General features: G+C 34.3%; 22 protein-coding genes. 6 read left to right on the top strand and 16 right to left on the bottom strand.

The genetic code is table 11. From position 1 onward, the window contains the following. Nucleotides 1-118 precede the first annotated feature (118 nt). The 3 genes from P8J93_00795 to P8J93_00785 are packed head-to-tail and all read left to right on the top strand — an operon-like array spanning nucleotide 119 to nucleotide 3,080. Nucleotides 119-1,213, top strand: a complete 1,095-nt coding sequence (locus P8J93_00795) for an EAL domain-containing protein (GenBank protein MDG2060340.1) — start codon at nucleotides 119-121, stop codon at nucleotides 1,211-1,213. Nucleotides 1,214-1,216: 3 nt separating this feature from the next. Continuing rightward, nucleotides 1,217-2,701 (top strand): diguanylate cyclase, encoded by a 1,485-nt coding sequence (locus tag P8J93_00790; GenBank protein MDG2060339.1) that lies wholly within the window; start codon nucleotides 1,217-1,219, stop codon nucleotides 2,699-2,701. A gap of 13 nt (nucleotides 2,702-2,714) precedes the next feature. Beyond that, nucleotides 2,715-3,080, top strand: a complete 366-nt coding sequence (locus P8J93_00785) for a response regulator (GenBank protein ID MDG2060338.1) — start codon at nucleotides 2,715-2,717, stop codon at nucleotides 3,078-3,080. On the opposite strand, the gene P8J93_00780 is transcribed toward P8J93_00785, so the two are convergent. Next, on the bottom strand, nucleotides 3,077-6,076 hold the full coding sequence (locus tag P8J93_00780) for a response regulator (protein ID MDG2060337.1): 3,000 nt from the start codon (nucleotides 6,074-6,076) through the stop codon (nucleotides 3,077-3,079). The two genes, P8J93_00785 and P8J93_00780, sit on opposite strands and share 4 nt — an antisense overlap. 41 nt (nucleotides 6,077-6,117) lie before the next feature. Beyond that, nucleotides 6,118-6,519, bottom strand: coding sequence for an energy transducer TonB (locus tag P8J93_00775; GenBank protein ID MDG2060336.1), 402 nt, complete (start codon nucleotides 6,517-6,519; stop codon nucleotides 6,118-6,120). A 58-nt stretch (nucleotides 6,520-6,577) separates the two neighbouring features. Here P8J93_00775 and P8J93_00770 point away from each other — a divergent pair, with 58 nt between their 5' ends. After that, nucleotides 6,578-7,003 carry a CBS domain-containing protein gene (locus P8J93_00770; GenBank protein MDG2060335.1) on the top strand — a complete coding sequence of 142 codons (426 nt, stop codon included), beginning with the start codon at nucleotides 6,578-6,580 and terminating at the stop codon, nucleotides 7,001-7,003. Between the two features lie 118 nt (nucleotides 7,004-7,121). On the opposite strand, the gene P8J93_00765 is transcribed toward P8J93_00770, so the two are convergent. From P8J93_00765 to P8J93_00755, 3 genes are all read right to left on the bottom strand, one after another. Then, nucleotides 7,122-8,243: an alpha-hydroxy acid oxidase gene (locus P8J93_00765; protein ID MDG2060334.1), complete on the bottom strand. Its 1,122-nt coding sequence runs from the start codon at nucleotides 8,241-8,243 to the stop codon at nucleotides 7,122-7,124. Nucleotides 8,244-8,281: 38 nt separating this feature from the next. Next, the gene (locus P8J93_00760) at nucleotides 8,282-9,187 is read right to left on the bottom strand and encodes an SDR family oxidoreductase (protein ID MDG2060333.1); all 906 of its coding nucleotides are present in this window, start codon (nucleotides 9,185-9,187) and stop codon (nucleotides 8,282-8,284) included. 86 nt (nucleotides 9,188-9,273) lie between these two features. Then, entirely contained in the window at nucleotides 9,274-10,410 is a 1,137-nt protein-coding gene (locus tag P8J93_00755; protein MDG2060332.1) for a PatB family C-S lyase, read from the bottom strand. A gap of 105 nt (nucleotides 10,411-10,515) precedes the next feature. Between P8J93_00755 and P8J93_00750 the strand changes: the two genes are divergently transcribed. Further along, entirely contained in the window at nucleotides 10,516-12,081 is a 1,566-nt protein-coding gene (locus tag P8J93_00750; protein ID MDG2060331.1) for an acetyl-CoA acetyltransferase, read from the top strand. Then, nucleotides 12,078-13,076 (top strand): malate dehydrogenase, encoded by a 999-nt coding sequence (locus P8J93_00745; GenBank protein ID MDG2060330.1) that lies wholly within the window; start codon nucleotides 12,078-12,080, stop codon nucleotides 13,074-13,076. Before P8J93_00750 ends, P8J93_00745 begins: the two co-directional genes overlap by 4 nt. On the opposite strand, the gene lysS is transcribed toward P8J93_00745, so the two are convergent. From lysS to P8J93_00690, 11 genes are all read right to left on the bottom strand, one after another. After that, nucleotides 13,073-14,572 (bottom strand): lysine--tRNA ligase, encoded by a 1,500-nt coding sequence (gene lysS / locus P8J93_00740; GenBank protein ID MDG2060329.1) that lies wholly within the window; start codon nucleotides 14,570-14,572, stop codon nucleotides 13,073-13,075. The genes P8J93_00745 and lysS overlap by 4 nt on opposite strands. Nucleotides 14,573-14,586: 14 nt before the next feature. Further along, nucleotides 14,587-15,682, bottom strand: a protein-coding gene (prfB, locus tag P8J93_00735; protein MDG2060328.1) for a peptide chain release factor 2 whose coding sequence is annotated in 2 segments (ribosomal slippage) — nucleotides 14,587-15,609 and nucleotides 15,611-15,682 — 1,095 coding nt in all. Because the reading frame shifts where the segments join, the coding sequence is not laid out codon by codon here. A 7-nt stretch (nucleotides 15,683-15,689) separates the two neighbouring features. Further along, complete coding sequence (gene thrC / locus P8J93_00730) at nucleotides 15,690-17,081, bottom strand: threonine synthase (protein MDG2060327.1); 1,392 nt, start codon at nucleotides 17,079-17,081, stop codon at nucleotides 15,690-15,692. Nucleotides 17,082-17,095: 14 nt separating this feature from the next. Continuing rightward, complete coding sequence (locus tag P8J93_00725) at nucleotides 17,096-18,370, bottom strand: homoserine dehydrogenase (protein ID MDG2060326.1); 1,275 nt, start codon at nucleotides 18,368-18,370, stop codon at nucleotides 17,096-17,098. A 13-nt stretch (nucleotides 18,371-18,383) separates the two neighbouring features. Then, nucleotides 18,384-19,562, bottom strand: a complete 1,179-nt coding sequence (gene alaC / locus P8J93_00720; protein ID MDG2060325.1) for an alanine transaminase — start codon at nucleotides 19,560-19,562, stop codon at nucleotides 18,384-18,386. A 13-nt stretch (nucleotides 19,563-19,575) separates the two neighbouring features. Then, nucleotides 19,576-20,319 carry a thioredoxin fold domain-containing protein gene (locus tag P8J93_00715; GenBank protein MDG2060324.1) on the bottom strand — a complete coding sequence of 248 codons (744 nt, stop codon included), beginning with the start codon at nucleotides 20,317-20,319 and terminating at the stop codon, nucleotides 19,576-19,578. 1 nt (nucleotide 20,320) lies between these two features. Beyond that, complete coding sequence (xerD, locus tag P8J93_00710) at nucleotides 20,321-21,229, bottom strand: site-specific tyrosine recombinase XerD (protein ID MDG2060323.1); 909 nt, start codon at nucleotides 21,227-21,229, stop codon at nucleotides 20,321-20,323. A 15-nt stretch (nucleotides 21,230-21,244) separates the two neighbouring features. Beyond that, a complete protein-coding gene (rplS, locus tag P8J93_00705) occupies nucleotides 21,245-21,592 on the bottom strand; it encodes a 50S ribosomal protein L19 (GenBank protein ID MDG2060322.1) in 348 nt (115 codons plus the stop codon). A 42-nt stretch (nucleotides 21,593-21,634) separates the two neighbouring features. Beyond that, the gene (trmD, locus tag P8J93_00700; GenBank protein MDG2060321.1) at nucleotides 21,635-22,375 is read right to left on the bottom strand and encodes a tRNA (guanosine(37)-N1)-methyltransferase TrmD; all 741 of its coding nucleotides are present in this window, start codon (nucleotides 22,373-22,375) and stop codon (nucleotides 21,635-21,637) included. 11 nt (nucleotides 22,376-22,386) lie between these two features. After that, nucleotides 22,387-22,920: a ribosome maturation factor RimM gene (gene rimM, locus P8J93_00695; protein MDG2060320.1), complete on the bottom strand. Its 534-nt coding sequence runs from the start codon at nucleotides 22,918-22,920 to the stop codon at nucleotides 22,387-22,389. 14 nt (nucleotides 22,921-22,934) lie between these two features. Next, the coding region (locus P8J93_00690) for a hypothetical protein (protein ID MDG2060319.1) at nucleotides 22,935-23,198 on the bottom strand (264 nt) is incomplete at its 5' end.

Here is a 23,198-nt window from a genome sequence, read left to right as displayed (position 1 = left end):
AAAAAATCTTGAAATCTGGAATTGGATTTCTCCGACTTTTCCCAAAGAATTTGTTGAATTAGTTGAGAAACAACTCCAAGATGGAGAAATATTTAACCGCCCTGATCCTAGAAAATAAATGAATAACTCTGATCAACAAATAACCTACCTTTATAAATCTCTGAAGCATCATCCTAGTCCTTTCATAATATGTGGATTAAAAGGAGATATTAAATGGACAAATTTAGCATGTAATTTTATTTTTCGTTTAGAAGATCAAAAAGAATTAGCCATTAACGATATCCATTCATATAAAAAGGATGATTTAACACCAGAAGATGAAATAGCTAATTCTTATAATACTTCCATAGAGGTAACCCTAAGAAATATTAATTTTTTTATTAGAACTAGAATTCATGAGATACCTGGAAATGGGTCTAAAGATTTTCTTCTAATTGAAATACTATGCCCATCCAGAGCAGGTCTTGAGGCTCTTCAAAAAACTATAGCCTGTATTGAATTTGACAGAATAGAGCTCGCATATCAGAAACAAATAGACCTTAAGACTAATAAAGTTACTGGCATTGAAGCCCTATTAAGAATGAAAGATGAAAATAATGAATTTATCTCTAATGACCAAATTATTCCACAAATTGAAGGTGAAAGTTTATTTTCTTTAGTAGTAATGGCCTCAATCCTCAAATTAAAAGATTTCTTGAATGCAAGAGAATCTCTTGGCCTACTTGATGCTACGGTTTATTTAAATGTTTCTGCTCACACAATTATGTTACCTGAGTTTTGTAATATTTTTACTGAGTTAGTAGATGAGATGAATTTAGGACCTAATGAATTTGGTTTAGAAGTAACAGAAACTGCCGAACTAGGAAATACAGAACTAGCAGGAAATGCCCTGAAGGTTCTAAAAGAAAAAGGTATTAAAATTGCTCTTGATGACTTTGGTGCAGGATATTCTTCACTTAGATATCTAAAAGATCTCCCAGTTGATGTGGTGAAATTAGACAAAGTTTTTACTAATGGGTTAGAGGATCCAACTACAAGTAAATTAATTAGTTTTGTAGTCGAAGTTTGTCAGGCCCTGAATTTAGAAATGATAGGAGAAGGAATTGAAACTGAAGACCAAAAGAGTCAAATGCTACGGATAGGATGTAATATTGGGCAAGGATATCTTATGCATAGACCAGAATTCCTTGATAGTTTTAAGAAACAGAATTAAGAAATGGATAATAATATTCAAAATCAGAAAGCTTCTAAAGGAGCCAAAGATATACTGCTTACTCAAATAAAACAAGAATTTAAGACTCCTGCCGATGCTATTTCTGATTATCTTGAAATAGTAGAAAAAGTTATAGTTCAAGAAGAACTAAAAGTTGAAGAAGAAATAGAGCAAGTTCGATCTGGGTGCGTCAGGTTAATAGATCAATATGAAGAAGCTTTTCAATTACACACAGGACCAAATGCTACAAATGAAAAGAAAACTCCAGAAGAATACTCGGAATTAAGGCATAACTTAAGGACTCCCTTAAATGCCATAATAGGTTACAGCGAAATTCTAATTGAAGATTTAGAAGATGACTTACCTGATCAAGCTTTATCTGATCTTCAGACTATTATAGATCTATCCAGAGAGATCGAAAAAGCTATAGAAAGTTTTGTCGATTATATTAGAGGCGAAGCTTCTTCTTCAGGATCAAATGAAACAACTAATTCCAGCAGTCAACTTGAATCAGCGGAAGCTTTATTTAAATCTCTAGGAGATATAGATTATTCCATAGAATTAGATGAGAGTGTAACTAACTCAGATATCCTAATTGTAGATGATAATAAGACTAATTGTGAGGTCCTAGAAAGAAGACTTTCCTTACAAGGGCTTAATTGTAGAACAGCATTAGATGGTGAAACAGCACTTTCAGAAGTAAAGAAAAAGACACCAGACCTAATCCTCCTAGATGTAATTCTCCCAGACATTAATGGATTAGAACTCCTAAAAACTTTTAGGCAACAATTTAGTAGCGATGATTTACCTATCATAATGGTATCGGCATTCAATGATGTAGATGGAATCGCTAAGTGCATCCAACTAGGAGCTCAAGATTATCTTCCTAAACCATTAAATGGAACAATCCTGCTTGCAAAAGTTGTATCTTCTCTTGAAAGAAAAGCTTTTAGAGAAAGAGAAAGGCAATTGGTAAACGAACTCCATATTCAAGCTACTACAGATCAATTAACTGGTATTTTTAATAGGCGTGTTGTTTTTCAAGAACTAGAGAACTCATTTAAAGAATTTCAGGCTGGAAATAGAAAGGAGTTCTCTGTAATTATGTTTGACATTGATCATTTCAAGAAAGTAAATGATACTTATGGCCATTCAGGCGGAGATGAAGTACTTATAAAAATGGCACAAACTCTTGACTCTATGATTTCAGAACCAAATATTCTTGGCCGCATTGGGGGAGAAGAATTTCTTGCTGTAATCTTAGATAAAGAATCTAATGAAATTAAAGAATTTTGTGATAAATTAAGAAAAAACATTAAAAATAATATTGTGGAATATGATGAACACCAAATAGTAATTACAAGTAGCGGGGGAGTGGCTAATACATCGGAAGCTAGCAATTCATCTGATTTAGTAAATAAAGCAGATGAAAGACTTTATGAAGCAAAAAAATCAGGCAGAGATATTTTTATAATTGAAGATAATTGATCAAGGAGGAAAAATGGCTAAAATTCTTTATGTCGAAGACAATGAAATGAACAGAGATATGCTCTCAAGAAGACTAACGAGAAGAGAGCATGAAGTTTTACTTGCCATGGATGGAAAAGAAGGCATAGAAATGATGAAATCTGAAAAGCCTGACATTGTTTTAATGGATATGGGCCTACCTGTGATGGATGGGTGGGAAGCCACTACAACTGCTAAAGCTGATGAAGAAATCAAATCAATCCCAATTATTGCATTAACTGCTCATGCTTTAGAATCTGACAGACAAAAGGCTTTGGACTCTGGAGCTGATGATTTTGATACTAAGCCTGTAGATTTCAAAAGGCTTCTAAGTAAAATAGAAAATTTACTTGGAGGTTAAGAACCTTTCTCGTCAGCCTTATAAATATCCTGAACAATTGAGGCTAATTCATCCATAGATACTTCATCTTTCCTTACCATTCCTGCTACATTCTCATTTAATAATTCTCTTTGGACATCTGTTAAATCCTTTCCTGAATAAACTAATATTGGTGCTCTTGTATCTTCTGTATGATCTCTCATATATGCCTCTAAGAATTCAAAACCATCCATTCTTGGCATTTCTAAATCCAAAACAATAAGAGATGGTTTTTCTATTACTTTTTCTAATCCTTCCTTTCCATCTTTTGCAGTCTCATATGACCAACCAGAATCTGAAATCATTCTTGAAAGAAGATCTCTCACATCTGCATCGTCGTCAATAATTACTACTTTTTTATCAGAAGATTTCTCTCCTAATATTCTAGTAACAGTTGCCAAGAAATGAGCCCTATCTATTGGTTTAGTGAGATAATCATCAGCTCCTAAGGAATTAGCTAATGTCTCCTGAGACATTTGACTTACCATAATAACAGGCATATCTTTTAACTCCGGATCAGACTTACATTCCCTTAAAATAGACCAGCCATCTCTACCAGGCATCAAAACATCTAAGAGCAATAACTTAGGTTTTGTTTCTCTAACTATTTGCATGCCCTTTTCACTATCTGTGGCACCTATCAAAGTTAACCCAGCTTTAGCTATAGTTCGTCTTATAAGATCATGCATGGTTACGTCATCATCGATCAAAACTACAACCTTTTCTTCTTCCGGAACTCCTTCAATTTGATTTCCTTCTTCAACTTCATCATATTCTTGATGGCAGATTCTAGGTACAAACAAACTAAATACAGAGCCTACTCCTAATTCACTGGTAACTATTACATCTCCACCCATCATTTCCGCTAGTTTTTTTGTTATTGGTAAACCAAGACCTGTACCGCCATGTTTAGCGGAAGTAGATCTTTCTGCTTGCTCATACTCTCTAAAGACCTTGCTTAAACCCTCTTCCGACATACCCTCTCCTGTATCAGAAACTGCAAATCTAATCATTTCTATATCTTCCTGTATAAAAGTATCAACATCCAAAGTTATCGTACCATTTGAAGTAAACTTAAACCCATTACTCAAGAAATTTGTAAGGCATTGTCTAATTTTAGTTTCGTCTTGAGTCATAGCGCCAAGAGCGCCTTCTAAGTTAACTTTAAAACCATTATCATTGGTAGAAGCTAACGGTCCTGTAACATCCTTGATAGTGTCTACCATTGCTTCTATATCAAAGCTCGTAAGATAAAGTTCCATACGTCCAGCTTCTATCTTTGAAATATCAAGAATATTATTAATTAAGGATAGTAAATGACTGCCTGCAGAAGTAATTTTCTTAAGGTCCGGTAGAAGATCGTCATAACCCAAATCCTCACAGTCTTCAGCTAACATCTCGCCGTATCCTAAAATAGCATTTAAAGGAGTTCTTAATTCGTGACTCATATTCGCAAAAAACCTAGTTTTTTCAGCGTTAGCATCCCGAGCTTCATCTCTTGATGTTTCCATCTCACTTGTCCTTGCAGTGATTAATGTATTGACTTCATCTGACATTCTCGAAAAAGCTAGAGACATTAACTCTACTGAAGCTTCTTCATTCGATTTATCTACTCCTTCCTCTGCAAGAGTTTTCATTTTTGCAATATCACTCAATATCAATGCTTGAGCATCACCTTCAAGCTGGTCTGCCAAAAAACTCATCTTTTCTATGATTACACTATCTCGTTCTTTTCTACGTCTAGCCTGTTCAGCACGTATTTCTTCCATTTCAAGTAAATGCCCCCTATAACTTTGCAACGCAGTAGATAATTGACCCACTTCATCCTCTTTAGAAGTAAGGAATCCACTTCTTTTAGGCATTTGCTGAGTATGATCCCCTTTTGTAAGACCCTCAAGAACTTCTATAGCCCTAGTAATCCCAGCAAAAGTTCTCGACGTAACAAAAGCCAAAACTGAGATGATAAATATTAAAAGTACCAAAGCTAAGATATAACTCTGATTTAGAATCTCTGAAGATACTTGCATTGTTCTGGCTTCGTCTTTAAAAATAAATAATTCAGCATCATCAGAAGACAAATAAGAGCTTAATGGTAATAACGTAATTGAGGTCCCTAAATCAGTCGCTTTAGAGCTAAAACGGCTTCCTTTTTCTATGACTAAGTTATTTGCCCTTTCTAGCAATTGAGGATAATTTATAATTCCATATCTTGCATTCTCGTCTGAATCTGTATCAGCAGAATAATCATCGTCTAGAGAAATAACTCCGGCAGGAGTCTGCACTCCAGTTCTTACTTCAAACTCATCTTCAAATACTTCTAATGCTTTTCTAATATCAGATCCTAAAACAACAATTGCTATGGTTTCATCTTCTATTTTAATAGGAAAAGTTAGAGATTGATTTAAGGTGGAAGATTCTTTTGCTTCTGTGTGAACTATCTTTAATGTTGATTGCCTAGGTCTGTCAGAGGCTTCTTTGAGAAAAGAATCTAAATAAGAAAAAAACTCAGGCCTAGCCTTAGGACTGCATGGATCTATACCAAATAAATCTAAAGCACTTCCACAATAAATCCTTTCACCATTTGGAAAGTAAGCCATAGCAAAACTGAGGTTTCCGTCATCGAGATCATCTTCAAACAATAACTCTATAAGATATTGAGCATTTCCTAAAGTTCTATTCTTAATAGAATCAAGTATTGGGTTAGGTAAATCACCAACCGCATCTACCTCTTCTGCAAGGGACTCGTTTTCTAGATCCCAAACTTCACCCTTTTCTCCTATAGAGGGTAACCATCTGCTCATTCTCTCAAAAGTATTGTTATATGTTTGAAACCAAGCAGATTCATATAAAACAACAAGAGATTCTCCAGAGGCCTCTTGTTGAATATCATCTATATTCCTGGATGAATATAAAAATACTGATGCTATTAAAAGATTACCTAATAGACCAAAAAATAAGAGTTGGGCTCTTATGGACATAAGAAAATAGAATTATTTAAGCGAGGTAGATCTAAAAATTTTTAATCAGCCAGCGCAAAAGTTAATCTCACTTGGACATTATTTACTTTGACTGAAACTCCTTCATAAACAGGTGCTTGGTATAGCCATTTACGAACTGACTTTATAGCTGCTCTTTCAAATACTCCAGTGGGAACACTTTCTATTACATAGGGATCTAAAATAGCTCCATCTGTATCAACGTCAAATTCTATAACAACAAAACCTTCTTGCCCTCTTCTTAAAGCCTTTCTTGGGTATGTAGGAGCTGGATGATGCACTCTTAGAACATCTAACTCAATCTCATCATCACCAACATAGCCTTTATCCGAATTAGCAAGTAAAGAAAAAGAAAAAACTAAAGCAATAAAACCTACAATTAAGCGTTTTAAACCTTTTACTTTAAATATATTCAAAGATAACATATCAACTTCTCCATAAATTAAGACGTGATTATACACCGAACAAGGGTAAAGAATAAATATGAGCAAATCAAAGCAAATAAAAACCTATTTAGCTGGACAAAGATACTGGGAAGTATTTGTTATCAAAGCATCAGAAACTGTTACAACTGCATGCGAAATAATGGAAAAAAATAGGATAGGAGCATTGCTTGTAGTTGATGCAAAGTCTAATGAAAATAATAATAATGTCGTAGGTATTATTACAGAAAGAGATATAGTCAAAACCATAGCTCACCATCAACATAAAATAGAATATAAAAGAGTTGATGAAGTAATGTCTAATAAACTTATTAGTGCTGAACCTGATACTTCAACTGAAGAGGCTATTAGTCTCATGGTGGAGAACCAAATACGTCATTTAGCAGTAATGGAAGATAATAAACTCCTAGGAGTAATTTCAATGAGAGATATTTTTTATTCTGTAAACTATTTATCTGATAAATAAATTTTCTAAATACTTTTCTAGGGCTCTAATTAAAATTTAACTTAAAAGATAAAAAATAATCTGAAGTTATTAACTTTTATCGATAAAAAGTGATGGATGGCAGATAATACTAAGTGGCTTAAACTTTTCTTAATTGTTTTCTTGATATTTGTTCAATATTGGTTGCACCTAAAAGAATCATATTATTATGCACCTCTTCTCTTAATAGTTTTAAAGACCTATAGGCTCCCTCTTCCCCTCCAGCAGCTAATCCATAAAGATAAGCTCTTCCACCCATGCAGGCTTTAGCTCCCATTGCTAGAGCTTTAAGGATATGTGTCCCCCGCCTTATACCTCCATCAAGTATTACTTCTAACTCATCACCTACTGCATCTACAATATCCCCTATAACCTCAAATGGAGCTGGACATCCATCCATTTGCCTACCTCCGTGATTAGATACCATGACAGCTGACGCACCTATATCAGCAGCTTTTCTGGCGTCTTCTACAGAAAGAATTCCTTTTATGGCAAAAGGTTTATCCCATTGCTTTATCATCCATGCGGCGTCTTCCCATGTAACAGACCTATCAAATTGACTATTCATGAAGTCCATAACAGTAGTCCCAGAAGAATTCTTTTGAACTTTATGCTCTAGGTTCACCATCGAAGGAGTAGGCTGATGAGTTAGATAATTGAATGACCAATCTATATGCTTAACAATATTCATATACCCGCTAAAACCTAATTTTGGAGGGACAGTCATGCCAGTTCTTAAATCTCTTTCTCTTCTTCCATTTGTTGGTACATCAACGGTTAAGCAGAGAGCATCATAATTTGCATCCTTGCAACGCTCAATGTATTCCTGAGAAAGACTCCTATCTTTTAAAACATATATCTGAAAAACTTTAGGTCCATCTGAAGCCTTAGCCACATCTTCAATTGTTGTAGTTGAGATAGTTGAAAGACAAAACATCGTTCCTACTCTAGCAGCAGCCCTGACAGCACCTTCTTCTCCGTGATGATGAAATAACCGATTATATCCGGTAGGTGAACAAAAAAAAGGCCACTCTATCTTTTGTCCTAATACAGTAGTTGAAGTATCTATCTCATCTACATCAACTAGGAACCTTGGGATCAATTCATACTTCTCAAAAGAAGAAGTATTTTGTTTATACGTCCATTCATCCTCTGCAGCACCATCAATATAATGGAACATTGGACTAGGGAGTCGCTTCTCAGCGAGTTCCCTAAAATCCATTACTTTATGACAAGTTTCAATTTTCTTAAACAAGCTGATTAAGAAGTTTCTTGGATTAATTTAAATATCTTAACCGTTTGGTCCGGACCTTGATAACATAATTCAGCATCAGTCATATCAGATATCTTTTCCCAATTAGCTTCAATATTTTCTGCAGTCATATCCCCTTCTGTACCAAGATTAACTCCTACAGTCTCATGAATCATAATTCGAGAATAAACACCTGCTCCGGCAGCTATTATTATTCCAGATGGAGCATCATCAGATACCATATAAGTGACTGCAGGAGACACAAAGTCAGGTTGAATCTTTTCTAATACTTCTTTTGGCATAAGGCTCTCAGTCATCCTTGTTCCTGCTACCGGCACTAAAGAGTTACACTTTATATTATATTTAGCCCCTTCCAGCTTAAGTGTGTTCATAAGACCAACTACGCCCATTTTTGCTGCCCCATAATTAGTCTGGCCAAAATTACCATAAGTACCGCTTGATGAAGAAGTCATGACAATTCTGCCGTATTCTTGTTCTTTCATTATTTCCCAGACTGCCTTGGTACAATTTACGCTACCCATCAAGTGTACTTCTAAAACCATTCTAAAATCTTGGTCTTCAACTTTAGAAAAGCTCTTATCTCTTAATATTCCAGCATTATTTACTAGAATATCTACTCTACCCCAAGTATCCATGGCCTCCTGAACCATTTGGTTAACTTCTTCAATGTTCGTGACATTAGCACCATTAGAAATTGCTTCACCACCAGACGCTTTAATTTCTTCAACTACCGACTCTGCCGCTGGACTAGATCCAGTTCCATCTACACTTCCCCCTAGATCATTTATTACTACCTTGGCACCTCTTTTTGCAAGATCGAGGGCATGACATCTTCCTAAGCCGCCTCCTGCTCCAGTTACTATTGCAACTTTACCTTCAAATGTAATAGCCATAATTTCTCCTAATGTTGTCTATTGCTTGATAAAAAAGGTAATACTACATGTACGAGAGAGAATAAAAAAGCAAGAAACTCAAAATCTCAACCTAAAGCTTCTTTCATCCTATCTAGTGCCTTTAAGAGAAGACTCTCTGGACAAGCAAAATTAATTCTTATAAAATTTTTGTGCCCAAACTCAGAGCCGTCTGCAACCCCAACCCCAGATTCTATGAAAAATTTTGCAGGCGAAGCTGCATTCAACTCTGAACAATCAATCCAAGCTAAATAAGTTGCTTCTGGAGGATACAAAGACAAGCCAGGCATTGTATTGACATTTTCTACAAGAATATCTCTATTTTTTTTTAAATATTGTAATAATTCATGAAGCCATTTATCTCCATATTTATAAGCAGCCATAGTTGCTTCATAAGCAAAAATATTTACTGGGGGCACTATTCCTTTCATAGATGCTTCAAAATTATCTCTGATCTCTTTATTAGGAATAATTGCGGAGGCACATTCAAGGCCTGCTATATTAAAAGACTTACTAGGAGCAAGGAAAGTTATAGAGTTCCTCGCAGCGATATCACTAGTTTGAGCTAAGTGAATGTGCTTCTTAGATTTATCCAATATAATCTCTGAATGAATCTCATCTGAACAAATAACTACATTTTTAGTATTGCATATCTCAACTATGGAATTTATTTCATCCAGAGAAGCCATGGAGCCGCCTGGATTATGGGGATTACAAAAATAGAATAAATCTACATCATCATCTATCAGGGTATCAATCGAATCTAAGTCTAAAGAAAGTCTTCCTTCAATATTTTCTAATTCAGTTATTAGATAACCTTGATTCATGTTATGAGGTGCCTCTATAAACGGAGGATATATAGGAGAAGGAATTGCTGCCATCCTCCCCGGACGAAGAATAGTCCTACAAGCAACATTCAATCCTACAACTACACCAGGAAGCCAAATTATCCATTCAGGATCAATCTTCCATCCTGAATTTTCATAAACTCTTTTGATAAATATTCTTTTTAATTCATCTGACGCTTCCGTATAGCCATAAATGGGGTGGGCGGCTCTTTTTTGTACAGCCTCGACCACTTCTGGTGGGCAAGCAAAATCCATATCGGCAAGCCACATTGGTATAACATCCGAACCTTTATGCCTCAGCCATTTAAGACTCTGAGTATTTGATCTATCTATAAATGTATCAAAATTGTAATTCATGATTGAGTAGAGATAATACTCTAAATGATACTTTGGTAGTAGACTATTGATAGATTAGTTTTCTATAGCTAGACTGCGTAGTTCTGAATTAATTTAAATAAAATTATGGCTTTATTAGATTACAGCAAAGTTAATGACGATACCCCTATATTAGTAGGTTGTTCTCAGCATATAGATAAACAAGGTACTGAGGGTCTAAACTATCTTGAAATTCTGGAAATAGTCTCTAAAAAGACAATTGATGATTGTAAAGCAAAGGTCTCCTTGATCGACCATCTAGATGCAATATCTATAATAAGATTTGTAGCAGATACACCAAATAGAGATACAACAACATCTAATATGTGGGGTTATCCTAATATGCCTAGAAGTTTAAATAACTCATTAGGTGCAAATATTTCACAGGAAATTTATACAGCAACTGGAGGTAATTCTCCTCAACTAGCTATCAATGAAATAGCTCTTCGAATTAAATCTGGAGATATAAACTGCGCATTAATAGCTGGCGGAGAGGCTTTAGATACTTTTGTATCTAGATTAAAATCTGGCAAGAAAATAGATTGGTCAGACGACCCAGGTGGAACACCAGAAATTATTGGATCTATTAGGGAAGGCTCATCCGAACATGAAAAGCTTCATGGTCTTTATGATCCTTCTGTAGTCTACCCATTATTTGCAAATGGCTTAAGAGGTAAACAGGGCCAAACTATAGAAGAACACATGCATGAAATAGGTAGATTATTTTCATCATTCTCTAAAGTTGCTTCTGAAAATGAATATGCCTGGTTTCCATTGCATAGAACTGCAAATGAAATTTCAACAGTAAAACCTGAGAATAGGATGGTGGGATTTCCTTACACCAAATATATGAATTCTATAATGCGAGTAAATCAATCTTCAGCATTGATAATGACTTCTGCGAAGAAAGCAAGAGAACTAGGCATTCCTGAATCAAAATGGATTTTCTTAAATTCTGGTGCTTGTATAAATGAAATATGGAATGTAACTGAGAGAGTAAACTTCTATTCTTCTCCTGCCATCAAAAAATGTGTTAATTCTGTTTTAGAGATGGCTAATATAAAACAAGAAGAAATTCACTACTTGGATATATATTCTTGCTTTCCTTGTGCGGTACAAATAGCAATCCAAGAAATTGGTATAGAACCAGATGATCCTAGGGGATTGACTCTAACTGGTGGGCTCCCATATTTCGGAGGTCCAGGGAATGCTTATGTGCTTCACTCTATAGCATCTTTGATGGATAAATTAAGGAAAAATCCTGGAAAAAATGGTTTATTGACAGCAAATGGCTGGTATTTAACAAAACATGGTGCTGGTGTTTTCTCTTCGGCTCCATTCGAAGGTGATTGGAACCAGATTGTAGATACCTCATCCATGCAATTAGAAATAAATGAACTTAGTCATCCAGAACTTTTAGAATCTGTGACAGGTGAAGGCATAATTGAAACTTATACAATTTCCCATTCAAGAAATGGTGCTCAAAAAGCTATAATCGTAGGTAAATTAGAAAATGGAAAGCGTTTTCTAGCTAATTCTTATGAAAGTGAAGAACTTCTGGTAATGATGAGTCAAGAAATGTTAAATGCAAAAGTGGAAGTAAAGTCTGATGGAAAAAGAAATATTTTTAAACTAAAGAGGAAAATTATATGAAAGAAATTAATGTAGCTGTAACAGGAGGAGCTGGACAAATTTCATACTCCTTATTGCCAAGACTTATTAGTGGAGAAACTTTTGGAGAAGATATAAAAATTAATCTAAGCCTCATAGAAATCCCTCAAGTAGTCGAAAAATTAGAAGGCACCATAATGGAGTTAATAGATTGTGGTTTTAAACAGACTGGCTTGTTGCAAGCAACTTCGGACATAGAAAAAGGAGTAGAAAATGCTGACTGGGTACTTTTGGTAGGAAGTATACCCAGAGGTATAATAGTTGATGGAAAAAAAATAGAAGAAAGAAGTGATTTATTAAAAATAAATGGAGGAATCTTCACTACCCAAGGTGCTGCGATAGGTAAATTTTCTAAACCTAATGCTAAAATATTAGTTGTGGGTAATCCTGCAAATACTAATACTTTAATAGGTTCTAATATTTCTAAAAACCCGTCCCAACAATGGTTTGCCATGACTGCTCTTGATGCCAATAGAGCTAAAGCTCAATTAGCTGCAAAAGCAAAAGTTGAAATATCTTCAATAACTAATATGACTATATGGGGAAATCATAGCCCAACAATGTATCCAGATCCATATAACGCAAAGATTAATGGAATTAGCGCAGCAAAGGTCATTAATGACTCTAACTGGATAGAAAACGAATACCTTCCCTTAGTGCAACAAAGAGGCAAAGCTGTGATCGATGCTAGAGGAGCTTCTTCTGCAGCATCAGCTGCAAATGCCGCAATTGATACAGTCAAAGCAATCGAGAACCCTACTGTTGAAAATGACTGTTTTAGCGCTGCAATACCTAGCGATGGAAGTTATGGAGTGCCAGAAGGGTTAATTTTCGGCTACCCTTTGAGGACTAATAAAAATATGCAAGTAGAAATTATCCAAGGAATGGAAATTAATAATTTTTCACAAGAAAAAATTGATATTACCACTAATGAATTATTATCTGAAAAAGAAGCTGTTAAGGACCTTTTAGCTTAGGTTTTAGATAAATCTTTTAATTTAAGTTGAGGAAAAAGTAAAACATCTCTTATAGAAGATGCTCCCGTAAATAACATAACCAATCTATCTATTCCAATACCTACTCCTGCGCATGGTGGTAAACCATATTCTAGCGCTTCTATATAGTCAGCATCAAACTCCATAGCCTCCTCATCTCCAGAGATTTTTTGCTCTACTTGCTTTTTAAATCTTTCAGCTTGATCTTCAGGGTCATTTAACTCAGAAAATCCATTAGCTATTTCTTTACCCCCTATGAATAACTCAAAACGTTCAACAAAATCAGGATCTTCATCTGACTTTCTTGAAAGAGGAGATATATCAGTTGGATAACCAATAATGAAAGTTGGTTCATCAAGATGATCTTCTACAACTTTCTCGAAAATTTCAAACTGTAACTGACCTATTGATAATTCCTTCACATTCTCAATTAAAAGTTCATTTGATAATTTTTCTATCAACTTTCTATCTTTTAAATCTGATTCAAGGATTTCTAACTTTTCAGAAATAGAACTAATTAAGGATATTCGTCTAAATGGCCTTTCGAAATCATACTTTTTTCCACTCAGTTCTATAACTGAAGATCCGAAGATATTTTTACCTAAGAATTTAAAAAGAAGTTCAATAAACTCCATTTGATCATTGAAATCAGCATAAGCAGTATAATATTCGAGCATAGTAAATTCAGGGTTATGTTTTGTTGATAAGCCTTCATTTCTAAAATTTCTATTAATCTCAAATACTTTTTCCATTCCTCCTATGACTAATCTTTTTAAATATAGCTCTGGAGCTATCCTTAAGTATAGATCCATATCTAAAGAATTATGATGAGTAGTAAAAGGCTTAGCAGCAGCTCCCCCTAAAACTGGATGCATCATAGGCGTTTCCACTTCCAGATAGCCATGTTCATCAAAAAATCTTCTAATTTCACTTATTATCTTACTTCGAGTTTTAAAGTTTTTTAGACTTTCTTCATTAGTTAATAAATCTAAGTAGCGCTTCCTATAACGTTGCTCTGTATCGACAAGTCCTGCATGTTTATCTGGAAGGGGTTTTAAGGATTTTGTTAAAAGTCTTACTTTGTCAGCATATATTGTTAATTCACCAGTTTTAGTTTTGAACAATGTTCCAGAAATGCCAACTAAATCACCCAGGTCCCATGTTTTAAATTTATCATACTCTCCTTCAGGTAAATCATTAGACCTTATATAAGCTTGTATTTGACCATCCATATCTTGTAAAGTTACAAAACTGGCCTTACCCATCTTTCTCTGCAACATTACTCTCCCAGCTACTCTAACTAAGGTTGATTCTTTTTCTAACTCATCTTTGGTCTTTGAACCAAATTTGTCATGTAAATCCTTTGATAAAGAATCTCTTTTATAGTCATTTGGATATGCTTTTCCTTCTTCTCTAAGAAGGGCTAATTTAGATCTTCTTAGGGCAATCAACTCATTTTCTGATATTTCTTCTGTCATAATCTATACTTTAACTAAATATTTGCCTTTAGGCTTGCTTCTATAAATTCATCTAAGTCCCCGTCCAATACCGCTCTGCAATTTGTCTTCTCTACTCCTGTCCTTAAATCTTTAATCCTTGCTGAATCTAAAACATAAGATCTAATTTGACTTCCCCAACCTATATCTGATTTCTCATCTTCTCTAGATTGCTTCTCCTCATCAAGCTTCTGCAATTCTATCTCATAAAGTTTTGCTCTTAATTGTTGCATAGCTTTATCCTTATTCTGATGTTGCGATCTTTGCGACTGGCATTGTACTACTACTCCAGATAGCTCATGAGTAATTCTTACTGCAGAATCTGTTTTATTAATATGCTGCCCTCCAGCTCCTGAAGCCCTATAGGTATCAATACGTAAATCTGATTGATTAATTTCTATTTCAATATTTTCATCTACCTCTGGAGAAATAAAAATAGATGCAAATGAAGTATGACGTCTGCTACCTGAGTCAAAAGGAGACTTTCTTACCAATCTATGAACACCGGTTTCCGTTCTTAACCATCCAAACGCATAATCACCTTCGAATTTTATTGTAGCGCTCTTTATACCAGCTACTTCTCCATGAGATACTTCTAATAATTCTGTCTTAAACCCTCTTGCCTCTCCCCATTTTAAATACATCCTCATTAACATTTCTGCCCAATCTTGGGCTTCTGTGCCACCAGATCCTGACTGGACATCTAGAAACGCATTATTTGGATCCATCTTCTTTGAGAACATTCTTCTAAATTCCACTTCATGAAGAGCTTTCTCATTGAGACTCATCTCGACTGAGATGTCATTAATAGCATCTATATCATTCTCTTTAATGATTATAGTTAATAGCTCCGTTATATCTTGAATAGAATTATTCAATGATTCAAACTCTAAAATGGTTCTCTCTAAAGTAGATCTTTCTTTATTTAACTCTTGAGCCTTTTGAGGATCATCCCAAACGGAAGCTTCTGATAAAATAATATTTATTTGTTCTAATCTCTTTGATTTGAGATCTAAGTCAAAGATACCCCCTAATAAGAGAGATTCTTTCCTTATGATCCGAAGATTGCTCGATAAGTGATGCTGTTTCCATTTTTGAACTAACTTAAATTGTTTTTAATATATTCCCTAACTTTAATTAAATCATTCGGTATAGTTATAAATGATTCCTTTTGTTCTTCTATGCCTTTTAATTGATGAACATCATCAATTGCAAGGCCTGGAAGAGATTGATTAATTGCTTCAATAAATTTTGCTGGATGAGCAGTTGCCATAGATACTACATGCTCATCAGTATGGCTTATCTGATTAGCTGTTCTTGTACCTGTTGCAGTGTGCGGATCCAATAAAATATTATTTGAATGATATATTGATCTTATTTCACCAATTATTTCGGAATCAGAAGAACAATAACTAGAAAAAAAACTTCTAAGAGTTGCTAATTCCTTATCTGGCAAAGAAACATCCCTTGCAGGAAATGAATTCATTAGATTCTTTACTTTATTAGAATTATCATCAAATAAATTATAAAGAAGCCTTTCAAAATTACTTGCAATAGATATGTCCATGCTTGGAGCTAAAGTCCTATGAACTTGATTTTTAGAATAGACATTCTCTGTCAGCATCTTATGAAGAACATCATTCTTATTAGTTGCTATTAATAAACGTTCTATTGGTAAACCCATTTTCTTAGCTAACCAACCTGCATAAGCATGGCCAAAGTTACCTGAAGGAATTGAAAAAGTAGGTTTATCAACTTTATATTTCAATTTTAGATAAGCCCAAAAAAAATACACACACTGGGTCATACATCTCGTCCAATTAATAGAATTAGCAGCAATTAATTTAGTATTTGAATCGTTTATATTTTTATCTAAGAATAATGCCTTCACAATTTCTTGGCAGCCGTCAAAATCTGTATCTATAGCTAAAGCATGAACATTGGAGCTACCAGATGTTGTCATTTGTTTTCTTTGAATATCAGTGACCATACCATTAGGATAGAGAATAAAAATATCAACATTCTTATACCTTGAACAAGCTGCAATAGCTGCAGATCCAGTATCGCCAGATGTGGCTCCTAGAACAGCAATTTTTGAATTATTTTTTTCAGAGAAATGATTTAATAAAGTTCCCAATAGTTGCATAGCAACATCCTTGAAAGCCAATGTTGGTCCATGAAAAAGCTCTAATAATGATAGATTTTCTCTAAGTGAGACTAATTTAACTACTTCTTCATCTTCGAAAATACTATATGAATCCTCTACTAATTTCTGAAACTCTTTCTCTTCTATCTCTTCTTCTACAAATGGAAACAGAACTTTACTTGCTAGAGATGAATAACTTAAATCCTTGAATGTATCTATATGATCAACATCATAAAAGGGAAGGGATATAGGGATATATAGACCTCCATCTGGAGCCAATCCACTTAATAAAACTTCTGAAAATGGAATTTCAGGAGACCCCCCCCTTGTACTTTTATACAACATTACCTAACTCTCAATTAATGGATCCTAAAAACCCTAACCTTTTCTATTACTTCTTTAACTCCAGATAGAGAATTACAAATCTTTGTAGCAAGGTTATCATCTATTTCATGAGTAATAATAACAACTGAAACAGAATTATTTTTTTTCTGAACTTGCGATTTAGTATCATGCTGAATTAAAGCCTCTATGCTTAGACTGTTCGCAGCAAATAAGGAAGAAATTTTTGCAATTACACCAGGTTCATTTTTTACTTCTATTCTAAAATATCTTGCTCTCATTTCTGAAGTAGCTAGTACTAAACTATTTTTCGTACTTTCTATTTTTTTGTAAATTAAGTTATTTTTTCCTATATCAACTAAATCAGAAATTACTGCTGAGGCAGTAGGAACTGGGCCCGCTCCAGGTCCATAATAAATTGTTGAACCTATATCTTGAGCAAAAACTTCAAGCGCATTCATTTCTTTTCCTACCTTTGATAAAAGTGACTCTTTAGAAACAAGCATAGGATGAGCACAAACACTTACCTTGCCGTTAGATAATTTTCCTTGAGCTATATGCTTTATGACATAGCCTAATTCATCTGCATATTTCAAATCTTCAAGAGTGATGTCTTCAATTCCTTCATAATTAACTAAACTAAAGTCAAAGGGAACTTGAAATGCCAAACTAGCTAAAATCGAAGCTTTTTGAGCTGCATCTGTACCATTTATATCTAAAGCAGGATCAGACTCTGCCAATCCTAAATCTTGAGCACTTTTAAGAGCAACTTCAAAACTAGAATTAGAGTCAACCATATAAGAAAGAATATAATTACTAGTTCCATTAAGTATTCCAGCAAACCATAGGATATTATGGGCCACTAAACCTTCTCTTACTGCCTTAATTACCGGGGTACCTCCTGCTACAGAAGCCTCAAAACCTATCTGAATATTTTTTTTTCTAGATTCTGCAAATAACTCATTACCATATTTAGCAATAAGTGCTTTATTAGCAGTGACAATATGTTTACCATTTTTAATTGCTTTTTTTACTAATTCATAAGCAACATCGGTTCCTCCAATTAACTCCACCAATACCTCAACGTCAGGATTTTCAGCTACTTCCATTATATCCCTAGTGATGACTGCATCAGTATGCAAAGCTCCCTTCCCTTTTCTTGACCCTATAGAAACTATTTTAAGTTGGGTATCTACTTGAAAACCTAAAAGTTTTTTTGACTCTTCCACAGAATTTAGGAAGGCCTTACCAACATTACCTGTTCCACATAATCCTATCTTGAGTTCTTTCATTTTTTATCTACCTCTAAAAATTTACAAGAAACTTCTTTATGCCTCTAACAGCTTGTCTTGTCCTGTGACTATTCTCTATAAGAGAAAATCTTACAAAACCTTCCCCGTATTCTCCAAAACCTATTCCCGGAGAAACAGCAACATTAGCTTCAGATAGTAGTCGTTTACTAAACTCTAAAGAACCAATTTTATTCATTGGCTCTGGAATCTTCGCCCACACAAACATAGTGGCTTTTGGTGTTTCAACTGGCCATCCAGCATTATTTAAACCTTCCACGAGAACATCTCTACGATGCTCATAAGTATTTCTTATAGAGTCAACAAACTCATCTCCTTCATCTAGAGCTTTAATAGCTGCCACTTGTATTGGAGTAAACAAACCATAATCAAAATAAGATTTCATCCTTGCTAAAGCCGCTAAAAGTAATTCATTGCCACAGCAAAAACCAACTCTCCATCCTGGCATATTATAACTCTTGGAAAGGGTAAAAAATTCTACAGCCACCTCTTTTGCACCTTTTACTTGAAGTATTGAAGGGGCTTTGTATCCATCAAAGGTTATGTCAGCATAAGCAAAATCTTGAACTACCCAAATACTTTCTTTTTTTGCTATTTCTATAATTCTTTCAAAAAAATCTAGCTCTACGCACTGAGTAGAAGGGTTACTAGGGAAATTTAAAATCAACATCTTAGGTCTAGGAAAGGTATTTCTTATAGAGTTTTCTAATTCGGAAAAGAAATCTATGTTTTCTCCAATTGGTACATGCCTTATATCTGCGCCTGCTATTACAAATCCATAAGGATGAATAGGGTAAGAGGGGTTCGGAACTAGGACGGTATCACCTTTATCTAATGTTGCCAAAGCTAAATGCCCTAAACCTTCCTTTGACCCCAAAGTAACTACGGCTTCTTTTTCAACATCTAAATCTACGTTGTACCTTCTTTGGTACCAATCGCATATTGATTTTCTAAGACGAGGTATTCCTCTAGACTGGGAATATCTATGAGTATCTGGTCTCAAAGAAGATTCTATTAATTTCTGAATTATTGGATTTGGAGTAGGCTGATCTGGATTCCCCATACCAAAATCAATAATATCCTCTCCTCGTCTTCTAGCTGACATCTTTAGCATTTGAATTTCATCAAAAACATAAGGGGGAAGTTGGTTTATTCTTGGAAAATTTGCGTCCATAACTTTTAATAGATTAAATCCCTAGTTGTTTTATCAATTCTTCTGGAGATAAATATCCGGGTATTAATTTTCCTTCAGATGTCATGATAGATGGAGTACCCTTTACGCCTAAACTATTACCTAAATTAAAATGTTTCTCTACGGCACTATTATTACAAAGATTTTCTTCAACTAGAACTCCCAATTTTAAGGATGTTAATACTTCTTGCGGATTAGGTGAACACCATGCTGTTAACATTTTTTTATAAGATTCAGATCCTAATCCAGATCTTGGAAATGCTAAATAATTAACTTCTATACCTAAAGAATTATATATATTTATTTGATCATGAAATTTTCTACAATACGTACAGTCAACATCTGTAAATACATAGATTTTAAACCTAGGTTTTTTAGCTAAAAAGGATATAAATTCATTTTCATCTATAGAAGTCAATACTTTTTGTCTTTCTTTTTCTTTTCTTTGGGAGGATTTATTAATTAACTCACCTCGAGAAATCTCAAATATATCTCCCGATATAAGATAATTTCCATTATTTGTTACATAAAGAGACTCCATATCATTAAATTTTAGTTCATAAAATTGATCCATATCTGTTTTTTCGATACTCACAAGATTAACAGAGTCCGGAAGTATAGAACTAACTTTCTTCTGAATTTCTTCTAAAGAACTTTCAGTTGTATTATCGCTGCATGAGTTAAGGATATTAATTGAAGTGATAATCAAGATAACTAATAAAATATTTTTGATTTTCATTTTATCCTCTTGGATGATGCTTTTGATGGATTTCTTTCATTCTATGCTTAGCAACTTCAGTATATATTTGGGTTGTTGATAAGCTAGCATGACCTAATAAAAGTTGGATACTCCTAAGATCAGCACCGTGATTAAGAAGATGTGTAGCAAATGCATGTCTAAGGGTATGCGGCGACAATTGGTTTTGTATATCTGAAATGCTACTATAGTGTTTTATCCTATACCAAAAGGCTTGTCTGGTCATTCTTCTTCCTCTTTTACTTAAAAAAAGCTCAGAAATACTAGTATTTTTTAATACAAGTATAGGTCTAGCTTCAAATATATACTTTTCTATCCAGACAATTGCTTGCTCTCCCATTGGGACCATTCTTTCTTTCTGACCTTTCCCCATTACCTGAACGGATCCTTGTCTTAAATTTAAACTAGTGACATCCAAAGAAATTAGTTCAGAAATCCTCAAACCCGAAGCATAGAGTAACTCTAACATTGCTCTATCTCTTAAGCCAATTGAACTCCTTACATCTGGCGAAGACATTAATTTTTCGACTTCCTCTTCGGAAATAACTTTAGGTAAAGAAAAGCCAATTTTTGGATTGTCTATTTTTAAAGTTGGGTTATTTTTTATTAAAGAATTGAAAAGAAGATAAGAATAAAACGATCTTAGACTAGATAAAAGTCTTGAAGTTGACTTACTGCTATATCCTTCTTTTAATCTGAATGCTAAATAATCTAGAACTAGGGATTTATCTGCTGATATTAAACTTCTTTGTTTTTTACAAGACCAATTAGAGAAACTAATTATATCTCGTCTATAGGCTTCTAGCGTGTTTTGACTTAAACCTTTTTCAAGCCAAACTGAGTCAATAAAACCATCTACTAGCTTTACAGAATTATTTGTAAAACTTGTCATAAAATAAATGACTATTTATATTTTTTCCTTAATCCTAGCAGATTTTCCAGATCTATCTCTTAAATAATATAGCTTAGCTTGCCTAACATCACCTTTTCTTTTTACTGTAATGCTTTCAATCAAAGGACTATGGGTCTGAAAAGTTCTTTCCACTCCTACGCCATTAGAAATTTTTCTCAATATAAACGAAGATCCTAAAGATCTTTTTTTAACAGCTAATACTATTCCTTCAAATGGCTGCAGTCTTTCCCTAGTGCCTTCCTTAACTTTTACTTGGACTAAAACAGCATCCCCTTGAGAAAAAGGAGGAATTTCTTTTAATTGAGGCTTTTCTACCTCTTGCACATACTTATTTTTACTCACTTTTTAACCTTATACTAAGTTTAAGGGCGTGATTCTAACAGATTATGTCTTATCTTCATCCTTAATTTCATCAAAAAGCTCTTTTTCTAAAGAAGTCAGCTCTTTATCTTGCATTAAATCTGGCCTCTTAGATAAAGTCTTAATGAGAGATTGTTTAAGTTTCCATCTATCTATGGAATTTGTATTGCCTCCAAGTAGAATAGAGGGAACTTTACCATATGGGCTATTTTCTGGTCTTGTATATTGAGGATACTCTAGTAAATTATTTTCAAAAGATTCATCATTAATTGAATCTTTTTCTCCCAAGACACCATCTAAAAGACGAACAATAGAATCCATAAGAATTAATGCTGGAAACTCGCCACCGCTCACAATATAGTCTCCAATTGAAATCTCTTCATCTACTCCTTTATCTAGTATTCGTTGGTCTATGCCCTCATATCTTCCAGACAATAGAGTAATACTTGGTAAAGAGGAAAGCTCCTTAACTCTATTCTGCTTTAAAGGTTTGCCTTGAGGTGTTAAATAAATAACATGAGTTGGCTTTAAAGAGTCTGTTTTAATTGCTTCTATGGTTTTCATCACTGGACCAACCTGCATTAGCATGCCCGGTCCTCCAGAGTAGGGTTTATCGTCAATTCGTCTTGAAGAATTATCAGCATAATCTCTTGGATTCCAAGTATTCAGGGTTGCAATACCTCTCTCAAATGCTTTTCCAGTTACACCAAAGCTAACAGCTTTAGATATGACTTCTGGGAAAAGAGTTACTACATCAAATCTCATCTAATTGAGAACTAAAAGTTTTCCTTCCAATTAATATTTATTCTTTTTTCTTTTAGATTTACTTCTATGGAATTTTCTTCTACTAAATATGGTATTAATCTTATCCTATCATCTACACTATCTATCGTTGATTCTAAAACCATCACATCATTTGCACCAGTTGTAATAAAAGATTCCACTCTGCCTAAATTAATTAATTCAAAATTTAAAACATCTAGGCCTTCTAGCTCATATAAATAATATATGCCTTCTTTAGGATTAGGTAAATCTTTTGAAGAAATATATATATCAATTCCTCTTAATTTTTCAGCATCATCTCTATCATTAGATTCATCAAACTGAACTATAAGTTTATCTTTTATAGTTTTAAATTGTTTGATTAGGATGGGTTTCTCTTTTTTTTTATCTAAAGTGAATAAATTCTTATACTTTGAAAAAGTAGATACATCATCGCCGTAGTAATGTACAAAAGACCAACCCTTAATTCCGTGAGGTTTGCCTACCTTTGCTAATTGGATATTTCGGTCTTGGGACCGAGAATTCATAACTCTAAACTAGATTAATCTTCTTTTTTATCTGAAGATTTAGTTTCCTCTGCAGGGGCTTCCTCTACAGATGCTTCTTCTGCAGGGGCTTCTGCTGATGCTTCTTCAGCTGATGCTTCTTCTGCAGGGGCTTCCTCTACAGATGCTTCTTCTGCAGGGGCTTCTGCTGATGCTTCTTCAGCTGATGCTTCTTCAGCTGATGCTTCTTCTGCAGGGGCTTCCTCTACAGATGCTTCTTCTGCTGATGCTTCTTCAGCTGATGCTTCTTCAGCTGATGC

This window comes from SAR86 cluster bacterium, from assembly GCA_029268615.1.
Taxonomy (GTDB): Bacteria; Pseudomonadota; Gammaproteobacteria; order Magnimaribacterales; family Magnimaribacteraceae; genus JAQWNM01.
This window is presented reverse-complemented; position numbering and strand designations above follow the sequence as displayed.